This is a genomic window from Terrabacter sp. Root85 (genome assembly GCF_001429185.1).
Lineage (GTDB): Bacteria > Actinomycetota > Actinomycetes > Actinomycetales > Dermatophilaceae > Terrabacter.
On record NZ_LMIW01000009.1, the window covers coordinates 113,277 to 132,547 of the forward strand.

The 19,271-nt window shown below is 73.7% G+C and carries 21 protein-coding genes and 3 riboswitches; of the genes, 8 read left to right on the top strand and 13 right to left on the bottom strand.

Annotation, left to right across the window (positions count from 1 at the left end; all coding sequences use genetic code 11):
* Position 1: 1 nt before the first annotated feature.
* Positions 2 to 460, top strand: a complete 459-nt coding sequence (locus ASE25_RS12770; protein ID WP_056825903.1) for an MOSC domain-containing protein — start codon at positions 2 to 4, stop codon at positions 458 to 460.
* On the opposite strand, the gene ASE25_RS12775 is transcribed toward ASE25_RS12770, so the two are convergent.
* The 8 genes from ASE25_RS12775 to ASE25_RS12810 all read right to left on the bottom strand — a co-directional run bounded on the left by ASE25_RS12775 (position 426) and on the right by ASE25_RS12810 (position 9,174).
* Positions 426 to 1,382 (bottom strand): cobalamin biosynthesis protein, encoded by a 957-nt coding sequence (locus ASE25_RS12775; RefSeq protein ID WP_056825905.1) that lies wholly within the window; start codon positions 1,380 to 1,382, stop codon positions 426 to 428. The two genes, ASE25_RS12770 and ASE25_RS12775, sit on opposite strands and share 35 nt — an antisense overlap.
* Positions 1,379 to 2,389, bottom strand: coding sequence for a uroporphyrinogen-III C-methyltransferase (gene cobA, locus ASE25_RS12780; protein ID WP_056825906.1), 1,011 nt, complete (start codon positions 2,387 to 2,389; stop codon positions 1,379 to 1,381). The genes ASE25_RS12775 and cobA overlap by 4 nt, the downstream gene beginning before the upstream one ends.
* Complete coding sequence (gene cobC, locus ASE25_RS23490) at positions 2,379 to 3,440, bottom strand: Rv2231c family pyridoxal phosphate-dependent protein CobC (RefSeq protein WP_056825908.1); 1,062 nt, start codon at positions 3,438 to 3,440, stop codon at positions 2,379 to 2,381. The genes cobA and cobC overlap by 11 nt, the downstream gene beginning before the upstream one ends.
* Positions 3,437 to 4,963: a cobyrinate a,c-diamide synthase gene (locus ASE25_RS23495; RefSeq protein ID WP_235508673.1), complete on the bottom strand. Its 1,527-nt coding sequence runs from the start codon at positions 4,961 to 4,963 to the stop codon at positions 3,437 to 3,439. Before ASE25_RS23495 ends, cobC begins: the two co-directional genes overlap by 4 nt.
* Positions 4,960 to 5,571: a cob(I)yrinic acid a,c-diamide adenosyltransferase gene (gene cobO / locus ASE25_RS12795; protein ID WP_235508674.1), complete on the bottom strand. Its 612-nt coding sequence runs from the start codon at positions 5,569 to 5,571 to the stop codon at positions 4,960 to 4,962. The genes ASE25_RS23495 and cobO overlap by 4 nt, the downstream gene beginning before the upstream one ends.
* Positions 5,571 to 7,706, bottom strand: coding sequence for a VWA domain-containing protein (locus tag ASE25_RS12800; RefSeq protein ID WP_082622860.1), 2,136 nt, complete (start codon positions 7,704 to 7,706; stop codon positions 5,571 to 5,573). The genes cobO and ASE25_RS12800 overlap by 1 nt, the downstream gene beginning before the upstream one ends.
* Before the next feature lie 81 nt (positions 7,707 to 7,787).
* A riboswitch (cobalamin riboswitch) is annotated at positions 7,788 to 7,859 on the bottom strand.
* Between the two features lie 56 nt (positions 7,860 to 7,915).
* Positions 7,916 to 8,668 (bottom strand): hypothetical protein, encoded by a 753-nt coding sequence (locus ASE25_RS12805; RefSeq protein WP_156415517.1) that lies wholly within the window; start codon positions 8,666 to 8,668, stop codon positions 7,916 to 7,918.
* Positions 8,665 to 9,174 (bottom strand): hypothetical protein, encoded by a 510-nt coding sequence (locus tag ASE25_RS12810; RefSeq protein ID WP_056774872.1) that lies wholly within the window; start codon positions 9,172 to 9,174, stop codon positions 8,665 to 8,667. Before ASE25_RS12810 ends, ASE25_RS12805 begins: the two co-directional genes overlap by 4 nt.
* A 144-nt stretch (positions 9,175 to 9,318) precedes the next feature.
* Between ASE25_RS12810 and cbiE the strand changes: the two genes are divergently transcribed.
* From cbiE to ASE25_RS12835, 5 genes are all read left to right on the top strand, one after another.
* Positions 9,319 to 10,548 carry a precorrin-6y C5,15-methyltransferase (decarboxylating) subunit CbiE gene (gene cbiE / locus ASE25_RS12815; RefSeq protein ID WP_157623423.1) on the top strand — a complete coding sequence of 410 codons (1,230 nt, stop codon included), beginning with the start codon at positions 9,319 to 9,321 and terminating at the stop codon, positions 10,546 to 10,548.
* On the top strand, positions 10,545 to 11,309 hold the full coding sequence (gene cobM / locus ASE25_RS12820) for a precorrin-4 C(11)-methyltransferase (RefSeq protein WP_056774868.1): 765 nt from the start codon (positions 10,545 to 10,547) through the stop codon (positions 11,307 to 11,309). The genes cbiE and cobM overlap by 4 nt, the downstream gene beginning before the upstream one ends.
* A 30-nt stretch (positions 11,310 to 11,339) precedes the next feature.
* A riboswitch (cobalamin riboswitch) is annotated at positions 11,340 to 11,527 on the top strand.
* Between the two features lie 29 nt (positions 11,528 to 11,556).
* Complete coding sequence (locus tag ASE25_RS12825; protein WP_020143588.1) at positions 11,557 to 11,763, top strand: CbtB-domain containing protein; 207 nt, start codon at positions 11,557 to 11,559, stop codon at positions 11,761 to 11,763.
* A 1-nt stretch (position 11,764) separates the two neighbouring features.
* Entirely contained in the window at positions 11,765 to 12,538 is a 774-nt protein-coding gene (locus ASE25_RS12830; protein ID WP_056825913.1) for a CbtA family protein, read from the top strand.
* The gene (locus ASE25_RS12835) at positions 12,535 to 12,942 is read left to right on the top strand and encodes a hypothetical protein (RefSeq protein ID WP_235508675.1); all 408 of its coding nucleotides are present in this window, start codon (positions 12,535 to 12,537) and stop codon (positions 12,940 to 12,942) included. Before ASE25_RS12830 ends, ASE25_RS12835 begins: the two co-directional genes overlap by 4 nt.
* Positions 12,943 to 12,951: 9 nt before the next feature.
* On the opposite strand, the gene ASE25_RS12840 is transcribed toward ASE25_RS12835, so the two are convergent.
* Positions 12,952 to 13,242: a DUF1905 domain-containing protein gene (locus tag ASE25_RS12840; protein ID WP_056774862.1), complete on the bottom strand. Its 291-nt coding sequence runs from the start codon at positions 13,240 to 13,242 to the stop codon at positions 12,952 to 12,954.
* Positions 13,243 to 13,318: 76 nt separating this feature from the next.
* Between ASE25_RS12840 and ASE25_RS12845 the strand changes: the two genes are divergently transcribed.
* Both ASE25_RS12845 and ASE25_RS12850 read left to right on the top strand, forming a co-directional pair.
* Complete coding sequence (locus tag ASE25_RS12845) at positions 13,319 to 13,774, top strand: DUF1801 domain-containing protein (RefSeq protein WP_056826250.1); 456 nt, start codon at positions 13,319 to 13,321, stop codon at positions 13,772 to 13,774.
* Positions 13,775 to 13,834: 60 nt separating this feature from the next.
* Positions 13,835 to 14,839: a DUF4037 domain-containing protein gene (locus tag ASE25_RS12850; protein ID WP_056826252.1), complete on the top strand. Its 1,005-nt coding sequence runs from the start codon at positions 13,835 to 13,837 to the stop codon at positions 14,837 to 14,839.
* A gap of 63 nt (positions 14,840 to 14,902) precedes the next feature.
* Here ASE25_RS12850 and ASE25_RS12855 read toward each other — a convergent pair whose 3' ends face one another.
* From ASE25_RS12855 to ASE25_RS12870, 4 genes are read right to left on the bottom strand one after another with little or no spacing between them, the layout of a single operon-like run.
* The gene (locus ASE25_RS12855; protein WP_056825915.1) at positions 14,903 to 16,432 is read right to left on the bottom strand and encodes a precorrin-2 C(20)-methyltransferase; all 1,530 of its coding nucleotides are present in this window, start codon (positions 16,430 to 16,432) and stop codon (positions 14,903 to 14,905) included.
* Positions 16,429 to 17,097, bottom strand: a complete 669-nt coding sequence (locus tag ASE25_RS12860; RefSeq protein ID WP_056774858.1) for a precorrin-8X methylmutase — start codon at positions 17,095 to 17,097, stop codon at positions 16,429 to 16,431. Before ASE25_RS12860 ends, ASE25_RS12855 begins: the two co-directional genes overlap by 4 nt.
* On the bottom strand, positions 17,088 to 18,230 hold the full coding sequence (locus ASE25_RS12865; RefSeq protein WP_369793486.1) for a precorrin-3B synthase: 1,143 nt from the start codon (positions 18,228 to 18,230) through the stop codon (positions 17,088 to 17,090). The genes ASE25_RS12860 and ASE25_RS12865 overlap by 10 nt, the downstream gene beginning before the upstream one ends.
* Positions 18,231 to 18,284: 54 nt before the next feature.
* Positions 18,285 to 19,064 carry a GNAT family N-acetyltransferase gene (locus tag ASE25_RS12870; RefSeq protein ID WP_157623424.1) on the bottom strand — a complete coding sequence of 260 codons (780 nt, stop codon included), beginning with the start codon at positions 19,062 to 19,064 and terminating at the stop codon, positions 18,285 to 18,287.
* A 53-nt stretch (positions 19,065 to 19,117) separates the two neighbouring features.
* Positions 19,118 to 19,246: riboswitch (cobalamin riboswitch) on the top strand.
* Positions 19,247 to 19,271: the final 25 nt, after the last annotated feature.

Here is a 19,271-nt window from a genome sequence, read left to right on the forward strand (position 1 = left end):
CATGCACCTCGACCCACCTGCCGCGCCGCCGACCGTCGTCGGGATCCACGTCGCCAAGGGGCGCCGGCTGCCGACGCGCTCGGTGCCGAGCGTCGAGGCGGAGGCGGGCGCCGGGCTCGTCGGTGACCGCTACCACGGCAGCAAGCACCGGCACGTGACGATCCAGTCGCTGCCTGACCTCGAGGCCGCCGCTGCCGACCTCGGGCGTCCGGTCGACCCGGGCCTGACGCGTCGCAACCTGACGATCTCCGGCGGCGTGATCCCGACGAAGCCGGGCTCCCGCATCACCATCGGCGACGTCGAGCTCGAGGTCGTCCGCATCGCGGCGCCCTGTCGCCTCCTCGACGACAACCTCGGACCGGGCGCGGCGCGGGCGCTGCACGCACGGGCGGGGACGGTCTTCCGGTTGCTGACGTCCGGGACGATCAGCGTCGGCGACGAGGTCGACCTCGCCCCCTGAGCGCTGTCGCGGCCGCGACAGCGACGGCGACGGCGAGGGAGCCGACGCTCACGCGTCGCGCGAGGCGGGCGGCCGGGCCGATGTCGTGGGCCCTCGCCGCCGGGCCGGTGCCGAGGGTGCCGCGGTCCTCGCTCTCGCCGTCGTAGACGTTCGATCCCCCGAGCCGCACCCCGAGCACGCCGGCGAAGGCGGCCTCGACGACGCCGCCGTTCGGGCTCGGGTGGGCCGGGGCGTCACGCCGGACGGCCGCCCAGCCGGCGACGGCTCGCTCCCTGGACCCGGCGCTCGCCAGGGTCAGGGCGGCCGCGACCCGGGCCGGGACCCAGTTGACGACGTCGTCGAGCCTCGCTGCGGCCCAGCCGAACTCGCGGTAGCGGTCGTTGCGGTGGCCGACCATCGCGTCGAGCGTGTTGACGGCGCGATAGCCGAGCAGCCCGGGGACGCCGAGCAGAGCGCCCCAGAGGAGCGGCGCGACGACCGCGTCGGACGTGTTCTCGGCGAGCGACTCGATGCAGGCGCGGGCGACCTCGTCGGCGTCGAGCCGCGTCGTGTCCCGCCCGACGAGGTGGCGCACCTGCACCCGGGCGGCCTCGAGGTCACCCCGCCGCAGCTGGCCGTCGATCGTGGACGCCTCGCGCGTCAGTGAGCGACCGCCGAGCACGGCCCAGGTCGCCGCGGCGGTCACGAGGGTGTGGGCGACGTCGCTGCGCCGCGTCGACCGCTCGGCCACGACGCCGAGGCCGGCGGTGGCGCCCACGAGCAGCGCGACGTGCGCGACGCCGCGAGCTCGCCGGACGGCATACGTCCGCTGCTCGAGGGCCGTTGCGGCCGAGCCGAACCCGGCCACGGGGTGCCAGCGGCGCGGGTCACCGAAGGCCCGGTCGAGCGCCCAGCCCAGGACCAGCCCGGCGGACCGGCTCATCGGAGGACGTCGAGGGCCGCGACGTCACCGATGACGACGACGGCAGGGGCGCCGAGGCCGTCACGGCGGGCGCGGGCGTCGATGTCGCGCAGGGGTGCCCGGACCGTTCGCATGCTCGGCAGCCCTGCGTCGGCGACGACCGCCGCAGGGGTCTGCGGCGACAGGCCCTCGGCGACGAGGGTCTCGGCGACCGCTCCCAGCGTGGCGACACCCATGAGCACGACGATCGTCGTGCGGCTCCGGGCGATGGCCCCCCAGTCGAGAGTGCTGCGCGGGTCGCCCGGCGGCACGTGGGCGCTCACGACGGTGAAGCCCTGCACGAGGCTGCGGTGCGTGACGGGGATGCCGGCGAGGGCCGGTGCGGCGATGCTCGACGAGATGCCCGGGATGACGACGACGGGGATGCCACGCGCCGCGCAGGCCTCGGCCTCCTCACCACCGCGACCGAAGACGAAGTTGTCGCCGCCCTTGAAGCGCAGGACGTTCCGACCGGCCAGGGCGTGCTCGACGAGAAGGTCGTTGATCCGCTCCTGGGGTGTGAAGTCGCCGCGCGGGATCTTGCCGACGTCGACGACGTGCACGTCATCGCGGGCGTGCCGCAGCGCGCTGAGCGGCGCGAGCCGGTCATGGACGATGACGTCGGCCTGCCGAACGGCCTCGATGCCGGCGACCGTCAGCAGGCCGGGGTCGCCGAGGCCACCCCCGAGCAGCGTCACCGTCCCGACCACGGGGTGGCCTTCCGCGACAGCGGCTTCGGGGGGCGGCGCGGGAGACGTCGACGGGTCGCCGCGCAGGACGACGTCGTAGGCCGTCGGGTCGGCCTGCGGGGCGAGCGTGACGAGCCCGCGTTCGGCGAGGTCGCGCAGGGAGGTGGGCAGGTCGTCGAGCGCCGCGGCGACGGTCACGTGGGCCCCGTCGCGCAGGAGCGCATGGACCGTCGCGACCGAGTGCGGAGCGATGCGCGCGACGAGGACGGAGAGGCTGGAGAAGCTCAGCTCAGGCGACATGGTGGAGTCTCCTCAGGTCGTCGAGCGCCGCGGCGACGCCGCGTGAGGTCGCGGGGTCACGCACGGCGAGCCGGATCCACGTCGGGCCGAGGCCGGGGAACGTCTCGCCCCGGCGCACGGCGAACCCGAGGCGGGCGAGGTCCTCGCGGACGGACTCTGCGCCGACAGGGCTCGTGTCCACGAGGACGAAGGGCGCCGCCGACGGGGCCGCGGCGCGCAGCCCGACGGCGGCGAGCTCGCCCACGAGCACTGCACGGTCGGCGGCGAAGGACACGGCCGCTGCCTCCGCCTCGGCGACGGCGCGCTCGGACAGGCAGGCGACCGTGGCGGCGAGGGCAGGGCTCGAGACGGCCCACGGCGGCTGCACGCCACGGAGGCCGGCGACGAGCGCAGGGTCTCCGACGACGTAGCCGGCACGCAGGCCGGCCAGGCCCCACGTCTTCGTCAGCGACCGGACGACGATCAGCCCTTCGAGGTCGCGACCGACGACCGACTCGGGCTCGCCCGGCACGGCGTCCATGAAGGCCTCGTCGATGACGACGACGCGCCCGCTCCGGCGCAGCGACCGCACGTCGCCGGCGGGGTGCAGCACCCCCGTGGGGTTCGTCGGGTTGCCGACGACGACGAGGTCGGCGGCGGCGTGCTCGCCGGACGGGCCGAAGGACGACGGGTCGAGGCGGAAGCCGTTCTCGTGCGGCAGCACGCACCGGTCGACCGGTCGACCGGCTGCGACGAGGGCTGCCTCGGGCTCGGTGAACTGCGGGTGCACGACGACGGGGCGGCCGCCGGAGACCGCGCGGGCGACGAGCGTGAACGCCTCGGCCCCTCCCGCGGTCGGCAGCACGCACTCAGGGTCGACGCGGTGCCGTCGTGCGATGGCAGCGACCGCCGCTGACGGGTCCGGGTATCTCCCGAGGTCGTGCAGCGAGACCGCGATGACGTCGGCGAGCCATGGCGGCGGCGCCGGCAGCCGGACGTTGACGGCGAGGTCGACGAGACCGGGGACGACGTCACGGTCGCCGTGGTGGTGCAGGTCGACGTGCCCGCTCACGACGCCCTCCGGCGCGAGGCGGTCGTGACGGCATACGCGTGGACGGCCTCGGCGAAGCGGGCAGCGAGCCGGGGGTGACCCGCCCAGTGGGTGTGGAGGTAGGACGCGTGCAGGGTGGCGCGGCCGGTGCCGGCGGGGTCGAGGGCGAAGCCGTCGGGCGTCCCGTCGAGCAGCCAGGCCGCCGAGCTGGGCCGCTGCTCGCCGCCCACGGTCGTCCGGTGGAACTCGTGGCCCGTCACGCGGGTGCCGGCCACCGAGAGCACCGAGTCGCCCGGGGCGATCGCGGTGCGGTAGCCCAAGGTGAGGCGTGGGCCCATCGCCCCCACCGTCGGGATGGCGCCGACCATCTCGTGGCCGTCGACGGACTCGGAGAGGTAGAGCATGCCCGCGCACTCGGCCACGGTCGGCAGGCCGCCGCGGACGGCGTCCAGGATGTCCTCGCGCAGGTCGGAGTTCGCGGACAGGTCCTCGGCGTGGACCTCGGGGAAGCCGCCGCCGAGGTAGAGCCCGGCCGTGCCCGCGGGCAGGGACCGCGCGTGGAGCGGGTCGAAGACGACCGGCTCGAGGCCCGCGGCCCGGAGCAGCTCGTCGGTCTCCGCGTAGCGGAAGGTGAAGGCACGGCCGCCCGCGACGGCCACGACGGGACGCCGCCCGGTCGGGGCCGGCCGGGCGGCCTCGCCGAGGACGGTGGCAGCGTCCCACGCCGGGACGTCGAGGTCGGGGGCCGACCGGGCGATCGACAGCACCGCGTCGAGGTCGACGTGCTCGGCCACGCGCTCGGCGAGCAGCCGCACCGACCGGGCGGCCTCCTCGCGCTCGGCGGCGGGCACGAGGCCGAGGTGACGCGACGGGGCCTCGATGCCGGCGTCGCGCGGCAGCACTCCGAGGACCGGGACCCCGGTCGCCTCGAGCGCTGACCAGACCTCGCGGGTGTGCCGGCCCGACGCAGCCTTGTTGAGGACGACCCCGGCGACGCGGACCCCGGGCTCGAAGGTCGCGAGGCCGTGGACGATCGCGGCCGCGGTGCGCGTCATGTGGCTGACGTCGAGGGCGAGCACGACCGGCGTGCGGGTCAGGGTCGCGACGTGCGCGGTCGACGCGTAGCCGTCGCCGCCGATACGCCCGTCGAAGAGCCCCATGACGCCCTCGACGACGGCGACGTCGGTCGGTCCGCCGGCGGTCGCGCCGTGCACGAGGAGCGGCGCCACCTGGTCCTGGCCGCAGAGGAAGGGGTCGAGGTTGCGACCGGGTCGGCCCGTGGCGAGCGTGTGGTAGCCGGGGTCGATGAAGTCCGGGCCCACCTTGAACCCCGAGACCCCTAGACCACGGGCGCGCAGCGCGGCCATGAGCCCCGTCGCGACGGTCGTCTTGCCGTGGCCCGAGCCGGGGGCCGCGACGACGAGTCGAGGGAGAGCGGTGGCGCCGGGCACGTCGGGCCCGTCGGGCCCGGCGGAGAGCCGGCCGAGGGCGGTGCCGATCGCCGAGCCGACGGCGGCGTCGACCGCGCTGCTGAAGGCGCTCACCACTCGATCCCTCGCTGGCCCTTCTGGCCCTCGTCGAACGGGTGCTTGACCTTGGTCATCTCGGTCACGAGGTCGGCGAGGTCGAGGACGGCCTGCGGGCAGCGACGTCCGGTGATGACGACGTGCTGGTGGCCCGGGCGCTCGCGCAGGGTCGCGACGACGTCGTCGACGTCGATCCAGCCCCACGCCATCGGGTAGGTGAACTCGTCGAGGACGTAGACGGCGTGCGTCTCGGCAGCGAGCCGGCGCTTGATCTCCGCCCACCCCTCGCGAGCCGCCTCGGCGTGGTCGTCCTCGGTGCCCTCCTTGCGGGTCCAGGACCAGCCGGCGCCCATCTTGTGCCACTCCATCGGACCGCCCTTGCCGGTCTCGCGGTGCAGCTCGGCGAGGGTCTCGACGGCGGTCTGCTCGCCGATGCGCCACTTCGCGCTCTTGACGAACTGGAACACGCCGACCGACCAGCCCTGGTTCCAGCCGCGGAGGGCCAGGCCGAAGGCGGCCGTCGACTTCCCCTTGCCGTCGCCGGTGTTGACGATGAGCAGGGGCCGGTTGCGACGCTGGCGCGTCGTGAGGCCGTCCTCGGGGACGGTCGTCGGCTGGCCGCGCATCAGGCGGCCCGCCCCGTCGGGCGCGGCGTGCGTGCCGCGCCGACGATGGCCGACGCGGCGAGCTCGCCGACGGGCAGGTGCTCGGCGCCGAGGTGCTCGGCGAGCCGGGCCGCCAGCCCCATCCGGAAGCGCCCCGACTCGCAGTCGAGCACGACGCTCTCGACTCCTTCGCCGCGAAGCCGGGTGGCGACGCGCGCGGCGCGGCCCAGCGCGTCGGCGCCGCTCGTGGCCCGGCCGTCCGTGACGACGACGAGGAGCGCGCGCCGGTTGGGGTCGCGCAGGCGCTCGACGCGCAACGTGTCGAATGCCGTCCCGAGCCCTTCCGCGAGCGGCGTCCGTCCGCCGTGGGGCAGGTCGCGAAGCCGCCGGGCCGCGATGTCGACCGAGCCGGTCGGCGGCAGGGTGAGCTCGGCGTCGGACCCGCGGAAGGTCACGAGGCCGACCTTGTCGCGCCGCTGGTAGGCGTCGAGGAGCAGCGAGAGCACCGCCGACTTCACGGCCTCCATGCGCTTGCGGGCGGCCATCGACCCGGACGCGTCGACGCAGAGCAGCACGAGGTTGGACTCCCGACCCTGCAGGACCGAGCGGCGCAGGTCGCCGGGGAGCACGCGCAGGCGTCCCGACCGGTCGCCCGTGGCGCCGCGTCCCGCGGCCGCGCGGATCGTCGCGGGCACGTGGACCGGCCCGGTGCGGGCGGTCGTCGAGCCGACGCGGCGTCCCGTGCTCGTCAGGGCGGCCGACCGGCGTCCCGGGTCGCCCTGCCCGATCCCCTTGGCGCGCAGCAGCTTCGCCCGGTAGGGCTCATCGGCCGCGCTCACCGTCGAAGCCGCGGGCACCTCGCTCTCACCGCCCTCGCCGCCCTCACGGCCCTCGCCGGGCCCCGGCTCGAGCTCGGCGTGCTGGGGCTCGGGCTGTCGTGGCGACTCCTGCCCGTCGGTCCGTGCCGTCTCCGACGACGAGCCCGGCTGCGCCTCGCCGTCGTGGTCGTGGTCGTGGTCGCTAGGCTCCGGCTCGCCGCCGTCACCCGGTCCCGGATCCGGCTCGGGGTCCGGCTCGTCGGCGCCGAGGAGCTCGTCGAGCAGGTCCTCGTCGATCCCGGGGGAGTCGAACGGGTTGCGGCGCCGGCGGTGCGGCAACGCCAGCCGGGCAGCCGCCCGGACGTCGGCGACGGTGACCACCGTGCGGCCCGACCAGGCCGCGTGGGCGACGGCGGCGCGTGCCGTGACGATGTCGGCGCGCAGACCGTCCACCTCGAAGCCGGCACAGACGACCGCGATCCGGGTCAGCATCTCGTCCGTCAGGGTCACGGCTCCGACCCGCGACCGCGCGGCGGCGATCCGCCCGCGCAGCGCCTCCTGGTCGTCCTCGAACCGGGCCGCGAACGCAGCCGGCGACGCGTCGAAGGCCAGCCGGCGGCGTACGACCTCGGCGCGCAGCGCGGGCTCCCGGGGCGCGGCGACCTCGACGGTCAGCCCGAAGCGGTCGAGCAGCTGCGGGCGCAGCTCGCCCTCCTCGGGGTTCATCGTCCCGACGAGGACGATCCGGGCGGCGTGCGAGACCGAGACGCCGTCGCGCTCGACGGTGTTGCGGCCCATGGCAGCCGCGTCGAGCAGCAGGTCGACGAGGTGGTCGTGGAGGAGGTTGACCTCGTCGACGTAGAGGATGCCGCGGTTCGCGGCCGCGAGCAGGCCGGGCTGGTATGCCGTCTCGCCGCGTCCCAGCGCCCGCTCGAGGTCGAGGGACCCGACGACACGGTCCTCGGTGGCGCCGATCGGCAGCTCGACGAGGCGGGCCGCTCGGGTGCCGGCCGCGGCGTCCGGGTCGTGCGGTCCGTCCGGGCATCCGGCGCCGTCGCCCGGTGCGCAGCCGAAGCGGCAGCCGGCGACGACCTGCTGGCGGGGGAGCACGGCGGCGAGGCCGCGCACCATCGTCGACTTCGCCGTGCCCTTCTCGCCGCGCACGAGCACGCCGCCCACCTCCGGCGAGACCGCCGTGAGGACGAGCGCCAGGGCCAGGTCGTCGGAGCCGACGACCGCCGAGAAGGGGAAGGTGCCGGGTGGTGACCCGTGCTGGTCAGGGTCGTTCAGGACATCGTTCGGGACGTCGTTCGGGACGTCGTTCGAGCCGTCGCGCATGTGACTGCGAGCCTCCTGCGGGTGCCGCGCCCGCGTCGGTGGACCGGACGCGCCCGGGCGGGCGCGACCAGCGACGGGAGATGCCCTGGCTTCCGCCGACCGCGTGGTCGGAGGTTCACAGTGGCGGGACCGCTCCGGATTCGCACCGGATTCCTCTCCCAGTCGCCAGCGGCAGTCTGCCACGTCGCCGGGGTGCGGCGCCCGGCGGCTCAGGCCGACTGCGCCACGGTGCCGGTCTCGGTGCCCGTCTCGGCGTCGGTCGGAAGGATCGACACGATGGCCCGCCACACGGCGGTCGACGTCGTCGGCACCAGGGCAGGACCGTGCTCGTCGGCCTCGACCCGGAGCAGTCCGGCGTCGACGTCGACCCACGCGAGTCGACGCACGACGGTGCGGTCCCGGGCCTGGAAGGCGATGTCGACGACCGACAGCTGCCACAGTCCGGCACGCACGGCCGCGCCCGCGCGGGGCCACGGGGCGAGCAGGTCGGCGAGGGCCTCGCTGCCGGCGGTGCGGGCGGCCACGGAGTTGGAGGCGAGGTCGTCGAGCAGCGACTCGTCGACGACGGCCGACGCCGCGTCGAGACGGGGCCGGGCCCGCAGCCCGGTCAGCTGCGCGATGGTCGTCGGCACGAACTCGGTGCTCAGGGCCGCGAAGTCGTAGGTGCCGTCGGCGAGGTCGGTGAGCATGGCGCTGACGAAGGCCACCCAGGCCTGGTGGAGGCGCACTCCGTCGGGTCCGGTGACGAGCACCTGGAGCGAGCCGAGCGAGCTGGTGACGGCGGCCAAGGCGTTGCGCAGGACGGGGTGCGGGGCTCCGTCGGCAACCGCGCCGGCGTCGCTGAGGCGCTCCACGACGTCCTCGCAGGCACCCTCGGGGTCGGTGGCGTACTCCACGAGGGTGATGAACGCGTCGGCGTCGAGCCGCAGACGGGTGGTCGAGGCGTCGAACGTCACGCTCATGCAGGCACCAGACCGTCGGTCCGCATGACGAGGCTCGCCGCGACGGCGTCGAGGACGGGTGCCAGGTGCGTGAGTCGCAGGGTGCCGACCCGGGCGGTCAGCGTGATGCCCGTGCCGTCGACGAGGGTCGTCCACGACTCGGTGGTCACGGACTCATGGGCAGGGGTCGAGTGGGTCGTGAGCCGGCGCAGCCCGACGTGGCCGCCCACGGTGATCTCCTCGTGGTCGAGGAGGAGGTAGCCGTCGAGCTCCTGCGACTCCAGGTGCTGCGTCGTGCGCTGCCATTCGGCGAGCGAGCCCTGCACGTCGGCGAACGTGAGGACGACGTTGGTCCGGAAACGGTCGGAGTCGTCCGGCTCGACGGCGGCGACGACGTCCCCGTCCGGCGAGAGCTCGATCGCGTCCCAGTGCTCGGGCACGGCGAACGACACGCGGCCCCCGCGCGTGCTCATCGTGGTCAGTCGGGGCGTCGGGACCTGCCCCGAGCCCGGGTGGACGTCGGTCATCTCGGTGTTCCTCCCCTGTGTCGCCATCTGGGTGCCAGCCGTCCCCCGACGACGTGCGATAGACATCATGGGGCCGAGATGGGGCGTATCGCACCGGAACGGTCATAACGAATGCCACCGGATCGTCGCGCTAGGGTCGCCGCTGTGATCGAGGTGGTCGGCGTGGGTGCATCCGGGCTGGAGTCCCTCGGCCCCGACGGCCGCCGGCTCGTCGACGAGGCCGAGGTCGTCGTCGGCGGTGAGCGGCATCTCGCGATGCTCGGGGTCCGTCCCGGCCGGCGCCTCGTGCCGTGGCCGTCGCCCTTGCTCCCGGGCCTGCGGCGCGTGCTCGACGACGCCGGTGCGGGTCGGGTCGTCGTGCTCGCGAGCGGGGACCCGCTCGTCTCGGGCATCGGGTCGACCCTCGTGCGCGAGCTCGGTGCCGCCGCCGTACGCATCCACCCGGGTGTCTCGTCGGTTGCGCTCGCCCGAGCCCGGATGCATTGGGCCGCAGAGGATTCCGACGTCGTCACCCTCGTGGGCCGAGATGTCGACCGGCTGCGCCGTGACCTGGCGCCGCGGGCCCGGCTCGTCGTGCTGACGTCGGGCGACGACGCCCCCGCGCGCATCGCCTCCCTGCTCGTCGAGGAGGGGTATGCCGGCAGCCGGCTCACGGTGCTCGGTGACCTCGGCTCACCGGCGGAGTCCCGCATCGACGGGCTGGCCGCATCGTGGGACGGCCGTCCCGCCCCTCGACTGCACCTGGTCTGCGTCGAGTGCGAGCCCCGTCCCGCCCGGAGCGCGAGGTCGCTCGTGCCGGGACTCGACGAGACGGCATACGACCACGACGGGCAGCTGACGAAGCGCGTCGTGCGCGCGGCCGCGCTGGCCCACCTCGCCCCGCAGCCCGGCGACGTCATGTGGGACCTCGGCGCCGGCGCCGGGTCGGTCGGCATCGAGTTCGCGCGGCAGCACCCGCGCAACGAGGTCCACTCGGTCGAGCGTGACCCGGAGCGGGCCGAGCGGGTGCGGCGCAACGCCCGTGCGCTCGGGGTGCCCGGGGTGCGGGTCGTCGAGGCGGCGTCGATCGACGCGGTCGCGGAGCTGCCCCGTCCGGACGCCGTCTTCGTGGGGGGCGGAGCCACCGGCCCGCTGCTCGACGCGTGCTGGTCCGCACTCGTGCCGGGGGGACGGCTCGTCGTCCACGGCGTCACGGTCGAGACCGAGGTGCTGCTCCACGAGGTCCGGGCCAGGCTCGGTGGGTCGATGAGCCGGATCGCCGTCGAGGACCTCGACACCATCGGGTCGCTCCACGGCTGGAAGCCTGCGCGGTCGATCGTGCAGTGGTCGGTCGAAAGACCTGTGACACAGACGGATTCGGAGACTGACGCATGACGGTCCACTTCATCGGTGCCGGCCCGGGTGCCGCCGACCTGCTGACGCTCCGCGCGGTACGGCTCGTCGGGGAGGCGCAGGTGTGTCTCTATGCCGGCACCTACATCGGGTCGGAGGTGCTCGCGCACTGCCCCGAGGGAGCCGAGCTCGTGGACACCCAGCACCTCGACCTCGACGCCATCACCGAGCACTGCGTCCGCGCCCACGCGGCCGGTCACGACGTGGCGCGGCTGTGCTCCGGGGACCCGTCGCTCTACTCCGCCGTCGCCGAGCAGACCCGGCGGCTCGACCGCGCGGGGGTGCCGTGGGACGTGACGCCCGGCGTTCCCGCGTATGCCGCTGCTGCTGCCCTCATCGGTCGCGAGCTGACGGTCCCCGAGGTCGCGCAGTCCGTGGTGCTGACCCGGGCCCACCGCGACTCGACGCAGATGCCCGAGACGGAGTCGCTCGCCCACTTCGCGCGGTCCCGAGCCACGCTCGTGCTGCACCTCGCGATCCGCCGCACCCGCGAGCTCATGGCGTCGCTCGTCGGCGACTACGGCGACGACTGCCCCGTGGTCGTCGTCGCCAACGCCGAGCAGCCCGACCAGCTCGTGCTGCGCGGGACCCTGGCCGACATCGCCGACCAGGTCGAGGCCGCCGGTCTGCGTCAGGCCGCGGTCATCCTCGTCGGACGCGCGCTCGCCGCGCGCGACGCCGACGACTTCGTCGAGTCGCACCTCTACGGCACGCGGATCACCCGAAACACGCCGGGCGCCTAGGGTCCCCGTGGCGTGTCCGGACGGGCTGTGTCAGGATGCGAGTGCCGCAGTGCACGGGAAGTCGGTGTGATTCCGACGTGGTCCTCGCCACTGTGACCAGGGAGCAAGTCCCCACCGTTCGCCACTGGTGACCTCAGGTTGACGCCGGGTCGCTGGGAAGGCTGGGGAGGCGTGACGATCTGGAAGCCAGGAGACCGGCTGCGGCGCGATCTGTCCACGAGGCATGGAACGAAAGGGTCAATCTGCCATGACCACTGCTGCATCGGCGTCTGCCGTCTCCCCGTCCACGAGCGTCCGCGTCCCCGTCTGGGCGTGGGCCCTGCTGGCGTTCGCCGTCTTCGCGCTCTACTTCGTCTCGCAGGAGAACGGCGCCCTGCTCAGCGCTCCCGCTGCGCAGATGCTCCACGAGCTGACGCACGACGCGCGTCACGCTCTCGGCGTCCCCTGCCACTGAGGTGGGCCTGAGCTTCGGCTCCGTGCTGCGGCGCGGGGTCCTTGCCGGCGTGTCCGCAGGTCTCGCGGCCGCCGTCGTCATCTGGCTCGTCGTCGAGCCGGTCATCCGTCGGGCCCTCGCCATCGAGGACATGCGCTCGATGCACGGCGGCCAGTCGGCGCCCGCCGGTCTGCCCACCCACGGTGGCGACGAGCCGCTCGTGTCGCGGGCCGCCCAGGTCGTCGGTGGCGCCGTGACGGCGGTCCTCGTCGGGGTCGCCGTCGGGGTCGTCTTCGCCGTCGTCTTCGCCAGGATGCGTGAGCGGCTCCCCGGTCGGGGCGACTTCGGCCGCTCGATGGTGCTCGCCACCATCGGCTTCGCAGCCGTGAGTCTCCTTCCGGCACTGAAGATCCCGTCGAACCCGCCGGCAGTCGGCGATCCGGGGACAGTCGGGCAGCGCACGCTGGTCTATGCCGTCGTCCTCCTCCTCGGGGTCGCGATCGCCCTGCTCGTGCCGGTGCTCGACCAGCGCCTCGTGGCGCGAGGGACGGTGCCGGCCACGCGGTGGGCCATCGACGTCGTCGCGACCGTGGTGCTCGTCGTGCTCGTGCTGGTGCTCGTGCCGGGCTCGCCCGATGCTGTGCCGGCCGACGTGCCGGCGGCGCTGCTCTGGGACTTCCGGCTCGCCTCCCTGGCACAGCTCGCCACGATGTGGCTCACGCTGGGTCTCGTCTTCGGGCTGCTCCTCGAACGGGTCGCCGCGCCCAAGCGGGCTCTCGAGCCCGTGGCGGCGTGACGGCACACGAGAACGCCTCTGCCGACAGCGATTCCGCGCGCACGTGCATCGTCCGCGTGTGCCGTGACTGCTGCTGCGGCACGGAACGCAAGCACCCCGGGGTCGACCACGACGGGCTCCTGGCCCGCCTCGAGGTCGGCACCCGGGGGAGCGCCCGCGTGCTGCGGAGCGCGTGCCTGCTCGCCTGCGACGAGTCGAACGTCGTCGTCGTGACGCCGTCGGTGGTCGGTCGCCGCGCCGGCGGTCGGCCCGTGTGGGTGCGCGCCGTGCTCGACGACGAGACGGTCGACGCGGTCACCGGGTGGGTCGCGCTCGGCGGCCCGGGTGTCGCGGACGTGCCGGCGCCGCTCGCGCAGCAGGTGTTCGCCCCGAGCGGGCTGTCGCTGACGTGGACGGCGGTCTGAGGCGCCGCATCAGGAGTCGGCGCGGACGTCCAGCCCCACCTCGACGGTGTCACCCTCCTCGACGTCCTCGGCGCGACGGACGGCGACCTTGAGGGGGACGACGTAGCCGCCGTCCTTGGGCCACAACGACGTCGTCCACCGGGTGCGCCCGATGCGTGCGGTGACCGGGATCATGCCCCAGCCGTAGCTGACGTGCGCGACGTCGTGCAGCGCCTGCGACTCGTCCTCGGGCACGCTGACGAAGTAGTAGGGCGACGGACCCCGCCACTCCCAGACCTCGGCGCTGAACTCCAGCTCCATGCCCACAGGATGGCACCGATGTCGCTCCGCTCGACGTGGTCTGCGACGGCCCGACGTGGCTAGCATCGTGACCGAGATGGACACTCCTCAGCAGGTCGAGGCCTACCTCGCCGGTCAACCCGAGCCCAAGCAGACCGAGCTCCGAGAGCTGCACGCGCGGATGCTCGCGGAGTTTCCCGCATGCCGGCTGTGGTTCATCGACGGCTCGGACGAGCACGGCAGGGTCGTGGCCAACCCCAACATCGGCTATGGCGTCCGCACCATCACCTATGCCGACGGGTCGTCACGCGAGTTCTACCGCATCGGCCTCAGCGCGAACACGACGGGCATCTCCGTGTACGTGCTCGGCCTGGCGGACAAGACCTACCTCGCGCGCACCTACGCAGACTCGATCGGCAAGGCCAGCGTCACGGGCTACTGCATCAAGTTCAGGCGCCTCTCGGCCGTCGACGCCGATGCGCTCCAGGCGGCGATCCGCGACGGCATGACCGGCGACCAGAGCTGCGGACCGTTGTCCACGGAGCACAGGTAGCGGCGTGGTCGACCAAGCCGTCGGGTCAACACTGTCCACGGAGGAGGTGGGGGCGTGTCGATGTTCGTTCCCGGGGCGGAGCTGAGCCGGCGGTTCTACGACGAGGTCGTGCAGCCCGTCTTGAGCGCCACCTTTCCCGGCGTGCCGCACTCTGCTGCGCTGCTCGGCCGTGGGTCGGAGGTGCTCGGCTTCGATGATGAGATGTCGACGGACCACGACTGGAAGCCCCGTGCTCTGATCTTTCTTGCCGAGGAGGACGAGCGGCGCCTCGGTGCCGAGGTGCGAGCGGCGCTGCAGCGCGACCTTCCGGCGACCTTCGCCGGTCGTCCGACCGGCCATGCGGTCCACACCGTGCGCGGCTATCTCCGGCAACAGCTGGAGCTGGACATCGACCACGACATCGAGCCGCGCGACTGGCTGACCCTGCCGGAGCACGGGTTACGTGCGTTCACCTCGGGCGTCGTCTTCCACGACGAGGTGGACCTGCAGACGGCCCGCGACCGTCTGGCCCACTATCCCCATGACGTCTGGCTCTACCTGCTGATCGCCGGGTGGTGGCGCGTGCACCCGGAGATGAACCTGGTGGGCAGAGCGGGAGCTGCGGGCGACGAGCTGGGCTCCTCGCTGATCGGGTCGCGCCTGGTCGGCGACCTGATGCGGCTCGCGTTCCTGATGGAACGGCAGTACGCGCCGTACTCGAAATGGTTCGGGACGGCCTTCTCACGTCTGGAGTGTGGCTCGGAGCTGACTCCGGTCCTGTGGAACGTAGGCCGCGCGGCAACGTGGCCGGACCGCGAAGCGGCTCTCATGACGGCGTACGAGCGTCTGACCGCGATGCACAACGCGCTCGGTCTGACGGCTCCGGTCACGACGGAGGTCGTGCAGTTGTGGGACCGACCCTTCAAGGTCGCGTGGGCGGGCATCCCGGACCTGCTCCTGCCTCTGATCCAGGACCCAGCGGTCGTGAGCATTGCGCAGAGATGGCCGGTCGGACCCGTGGACCAGTTCCGCGAGCTGATCTGGGCACCGCAGAATCGACACCTGCTCCTGCGACTCTTCGACTAGGGGGAGCCCACGGAGTGTTCGCACGCGTCTCCGGGCCGTGGTCAGAGCGGTCGCCCGCGAGCGTCAGTGGACGTAGCGGGGCGTCCACACCTGGCCGACGCCGGTGACGCGGGTGCCGGACGCGCAGACGATGACGAGGCACTTCATGTCGATCGTCGCCGGGTCGAGGTCGGCGAGGGTCGTCACCGTGAGGGACTCCTCGGCTCGGCCGACGTCGCGACCCACGACGACGACGGTGGCTGGGTCGCGTTCCTCGAGGAAGACCTCGCGGGCGCGGGCCACCTGCTCGGTCCGGCTGCGTGAGGCGGGGTTGTAGAGAGCGACGACGAGGTCGGCCGACGCGGCGGCCCGCAGGCGCCTCTCGATGACGTGCCACGGCTTGAGCCGGTCGGAGAGCGACATGATGGCGAAGTCGCCGCCCAGCGGTGCGCCGGCGCGAGCCGCCACGGCCTGGGCCGCAGTGACTCCGGGCAGCACTCGCACCGGCACGTCGGTGTAGCCGTGCATCTCGGCCGCCTCGAAGACCGCCGATGCCATGCCGAAGACTCCGGCGTCGCCACCGGAGACGACCGCGACCCGCTCGCCCTTGCGGGCCAGCTCGAGGGCGTCCCGGGCGCGGTCCACCTCGACCGTGTTGCCGGAGGCGTGACGGGTGAGGCCCTCGCGCTGCGGGACCCGGTTGACGTAGGGCGCGTAGCCGACGACGTGACCGACGTCGGCGAGCGCGGCCGACGCCTCCGGGGTGAGCCAGCGGTCGGGTCCGGGGCCGAGGCCGATGACGACGACCTCGCCCTGGACGTCGTCCTCCGGACCTTGTTGCGGGACAGCCGGATCGCTCGTGCCTGAGGATGCCGCACGCCCGGCCGCGTCAGCCCGCAGGTCGCGACCGGGAACGACGACCATCGACATGTACGGCACGGTCGAGGCGTCGACCTCGGCGACGGGGAGCACCCGCTCGGCATCCGAGCTGGCCCGCTCGACGTAGCGCGCCTCGTCGAGCCGTCCGGCCTGTCGCAGGGCCTCGCGGACGTTCTCGAAGGTGCGGCCGAGCTTCATCACGACGGCAGCCTCGGTGTCGGCGAGCCGGCGCGCGAGCTCCGGCACCGGCAGCGTCCCGGGCAGGATCGTCAGCACGTCCTCGTGTCGGCAGAGGCCGGTGGCGACGGCGGCCGCCGACCCGCTGACCGACGTGACACCCGGGACGACCGCGGTGTCGTAGCGGTCGGCGAGACGGTCGTGGAGGTACATGTAGGTGCCGTAGAAGAGCGGGTCCCCCTCGGCGAGGACGACGACGTTGCGGCCCGAGTCCAGATGTGCGGCAAGGCGATCGGCCGACTCGTCGTAGAAGTCGGCCATGAGGCCGTGGTAGCCGAGCGGGTGGTCCGTCGCGCCGGTGGTGACGGGGTAGACGAGCAGCTCCTCGACGACTCCGTCACGGAAGTACGAGGCGGCGATGCGTCGGGCGATCGAGTCGCCCCGCGGCCCGCTGTGGAAGGCGACGACGTCGGCCTCACCGATGAGCCGCGCGGCCTTGACGGTGACGAGCTCGGGGTCACCCGGCCCGACGCCGACGCCGCGGAGCCAGCCGGTCACAGCTCCTCCTCGCGGGCCAGGGCGTTGACGGCAGAGGCCGCGAGGGCTGAGCCACCGCGCCGACCGTGCACCACGAGCCACGGGATGTCGAAGGGGTTGTCGGCCAGGGCGAGCTTCGACTCCGCGGAGCCGATGAAGCCGACGGGGATGCCGATGATGGCGGCCGGGCGCGGGCCCCCGTCGGCGATCGTCTCGAGGAGGTGGAAGAGCGCCGTGGGCGCGTTGCCGATCGCGACCACGGCGCCGTCGACCCGGTCGCCCCAGAGCGAGACGGCCGCCGCGGATCGCGTCGTGCCCCAGGCCCGTGCGAGAGCCGGAACCCGCTCGTCGCGCAGCGTGCAGACGACCTCGTTGTCGCGGGGGAGCCGGGCCCGGGTGATGCCGGAGGCGATCATGTGCGCATCGGTGAGGATGGGCGCACCGGACCGCAACGCGGTCCGCGCGGCCGCGACGAGCCGGGGGTGCACGGCGATGTGCTCGGTGAGGTCGACGTCGCCGCTGGCGTGCACCATGCGGACGGCCACGACTCGGGCGTCCTCGGGAAGGTGGTCGAGCCGGGCCTCCGTCCGGATCGTCGCGAACGACCGGCGATAGATCTCCGCCCCGTCCGTGACGTAGTCGTAGCGGCGCGTCGGCGCCTGCCGTGTCTCGGTGGTCACGTCCATGAGGACTCCTGCTCGGCGATGGTGGACAAGGCTTGCTCGGCGGACCGTGGGGCCACCACGTCGACGTATGCCGTCGCGGGCGTTCCGCACCGACGCTCGCATCCGCTGACGTGCACGGGGAGGTGGCCGCCCGGCAGGACCGGGGCGAGGTCGCGGGCCAGGGCTCGGGTGTCGAGAGCGGACCGGGCACAGCCCGGGAGGCCGGTGCAGGCGTGCAGCCGGGTCCAGGGTGAGCCGGCGTGGGTCACCAGGCCCGCTGCCTCGAGCTCGGGCAGTGCTGCGGCGGCCTTCTCGATGACGAGCGAGCGCCACGGAGTCACGAGCACGCGGTCCGTGACCCCGGCGAGCGCGGCAACGTGGTCGGGTCGGAGCAGGCCGAGCGGCACCGCCACGACGGCGTGGTCGCCGACGGCGCCGAGCGGGCGCTCCGGCTGACGTGGCAGGTCGAGCTCGGCCGTCGGCTCGGGTCCGAGCGGCACCGCGAGCTCGCTGACGTGCCAGACGGATTCGTCGCCGCTGGCCGCTTGCACGAACTGACGGGCGAGGGCGACCAGCCGCGGAACTGCGGCCGCCAGCGGCACCTCCCAGCCGCGGTCGATGCCGCCAGCCAGCACGACGCAGCGAGCGGGACCGGTCGCGAACAGGCCGAGGTCGAAGGACTCGCCCACGACGTCGCCACGCCCGTCGTCGAGGACGAGGAGGAAGCGGCCGCCGAGGCGGGAGAGGTCGGGATCGGTGCGGAGCGCGGCGTCGAGGGCGCGGGTCACGGGACGCAGGTCGCAGTGCCCGGCGCCGTCGAGACCGGAGAGCGGCGAGGCGACGATGTTGCGGACGAGCTCGTGGGTCGCCGAGGGGACGAGTCCCGTCGCCCGGATCGCGTCGCGGATCCGCGGCGTCAGCGGGTCGGGGAGCCCCCGCAGCTGCAGGGCGCCCCGAGACGTCAGTTGGATCGCCGGATCCTGCTGTCCGGCAATGACATCCATGAGATCGGACAGGACCTCGATGCGCACCGGCTGGCCGGCAGGACGGAGCCGCACGATCGAGCCGTCGACCGCGACGAAGGGTCGGCTGACACCGGGACAGGCATCGCCTGCCCGGCGCTCTCGGCTCGACGGGGCGGTCACGCGGCACATGCTAGGCCTGAGCCCGGCGAGGTCAAGACGGCCGTCTCGGGCACCGGCCCGGTGTCAGGGGCTCGGCACCCACATGTACTGGGGGGTCTGGCACACCTCGACGAAACCGAGTCGCTCGTACGTGGGCCGACCCATCTCGGACGCCATGAGGACCGCTTCGGTGCATCCGCGGCGTTGCGCGAGGTTCATCAGGGTGGCTGTGACGGCATACCCCAGGCCTTGTCGCCTGGCCGGCTCGACGGTGGCGATGTTGTAGACTCCTGCCGTCCGCCCGGTGACGAAGACCGACCCGGTGCTCACGGCCTCCCCACCGACCCGTGCGACGACGTGGAAGAGCACGTCGGGGCCGAAGTCGGCCAGTGCCAGTCGCAGCGGTTCGACGACGAAGTCGGGGAAGCCGAAACCGGAGGCCATCACGGCCACGAGCTCCTCGGTCACCGGGCTGAGCGAGATGTCGACACCCGCCCGTAGGCCTGCGTCGACCGGTCCGGCGAGCCGGACGTGCATGCCGGGCTCGGGGCGCGGGTCGATGCCCCGGTCGCGCAGCACGGCGTCCATCTCGGGCGTCATCGTCGACGGGGTCGCCCACCACAGGAAGGGCAGCCCTCGGGCCACGTAACCGTCGACGAGCTCGGCGGTGCGCCGCGCCTCCGAACCCGCAGCGAACCGTGCTCCGCAGATCGCGTTGAAGAGCGGGAACGCGAGATCGCGGGTGAACGCGACGACATCGTCGTCGGGGAGGGCCTCGACGTGCTCGGTGCCGGCCAGGAGCCGGAACTGGGCGATGAGGTTCTCCTCCACTGCGGTGACTCGTGGATCGCCGTGAGCGCTCACGGTCGCACCGTAGCCGGGGCGCGATGCGGTCCGCAGGGAAATGCGCGTCGCCCACGGGCTATGGTGGGGCCAGCGTCGTCGATCCAGGAACCCGGTGAGAATCCGGGACGGTCCCGCCACTGTGAGTCGCCACCCGTGAGGGAGGCGGTGAGTCAGGAACTGCCGGCAGCGCTTCTCTTTCCTTTCGACCGCGGGGCGTGGACACCC

Coding starts and splice junctions, on each gene's coding strand:
- ASE25_RS12770 (WP_056825903.1), top strand. CDS start 2: ATGCACCTCGACCCACCTGCCGCGCCGCCGACCGTCGTCGGGATCCAC.
- ASE25_RS12775 (WP_056825905.1), bottom strand. CDS start 1,382: ATGAGCCGGTCCGCCGGGCTGGTCCTGGGCTGGGCGCTCGACCGGGCC.
- cobA (WP_056825906.1), bottom strand. CDS start 2,389: ATGTCGCCTGAGCTGAGCTTCTCCAGCCTCTCCGTCCTCGTCGCGCGC.
- cobO (WP_235508674.1), bottom strand. CDS start 5,571: ATGCGCGGCCAGCCGACGACCGTCCCCGAGGACGGCCTCACGACGCGC.
- ASE25_RS12800 (WP_082622860.1), bottom strand. CDS start 7,706: ATGCGCGACGGCTCGAACGACGTCCCGAACGACGTCCCGAACGATGTC.
- ASE25_RS12805 (WP_156415517.1), bottom strand. CDS start 8,668: ATGAGCGTGACGTTCGACGCCTCGACCACCCGTCTGCGGCTCGACGCC.
- ASE25_RS12810 (WP_056774872.1), bottom strand. CDS start 9,174: ATGACCGACGTCCACCCGGGCTCGGGGCAGGTCCCGACGCCCCGACTG.
- cobM (WP_056774868.1), top strand. CDS start 10,545: ATGACGGTCCACTTCATCGGTGCCGGCCCGGGTGCCGCCGACCTGCTG.
- ASE25_RS12825 (WP_020143588.1), top strand. CDS start 11,557: ATGACCACTGCTGCATCGGCGTCTGCCGTCTCCCCGTCCACGAGCGTC.
- ASE25_RS12840 (WP_056774862.1), bottom strand. CDS start 13,242: ATGGAGCTGGAGTTCAGCGCCGAGGTCTGGGAGTGGCGGGGTCCGTCG.
- ASE25_RS12845 (WP_056826250.1), top strand. CDS start 13,319: ATGGACACTCCTCAGCAGGTCGAGGCCTACCTCGCCGGTCAACCCGAG.
- ASE25_RS12850 (WP_056826252.1), top strand. CDS start 13,835: ATGTTCGTTCCCGGGGCGGAGCTGAGCCGGCGGTTCTACGACGAGGTC.
- ASE25_RS12860 (WP_056774858.1), bottom strand. CDS start 17,097: ATGGACGTGACCACCGAGACACGGCAGGCGCCGACGCGCCGCTACGAC.
- ASE25_RS12865 (WP_369793486.1), bottom strand. CDS start 18,230: ATGTGCCGCGTGACCGCCCCGTCGAGCCGAGAGCGCCGGGCAGGCGAT.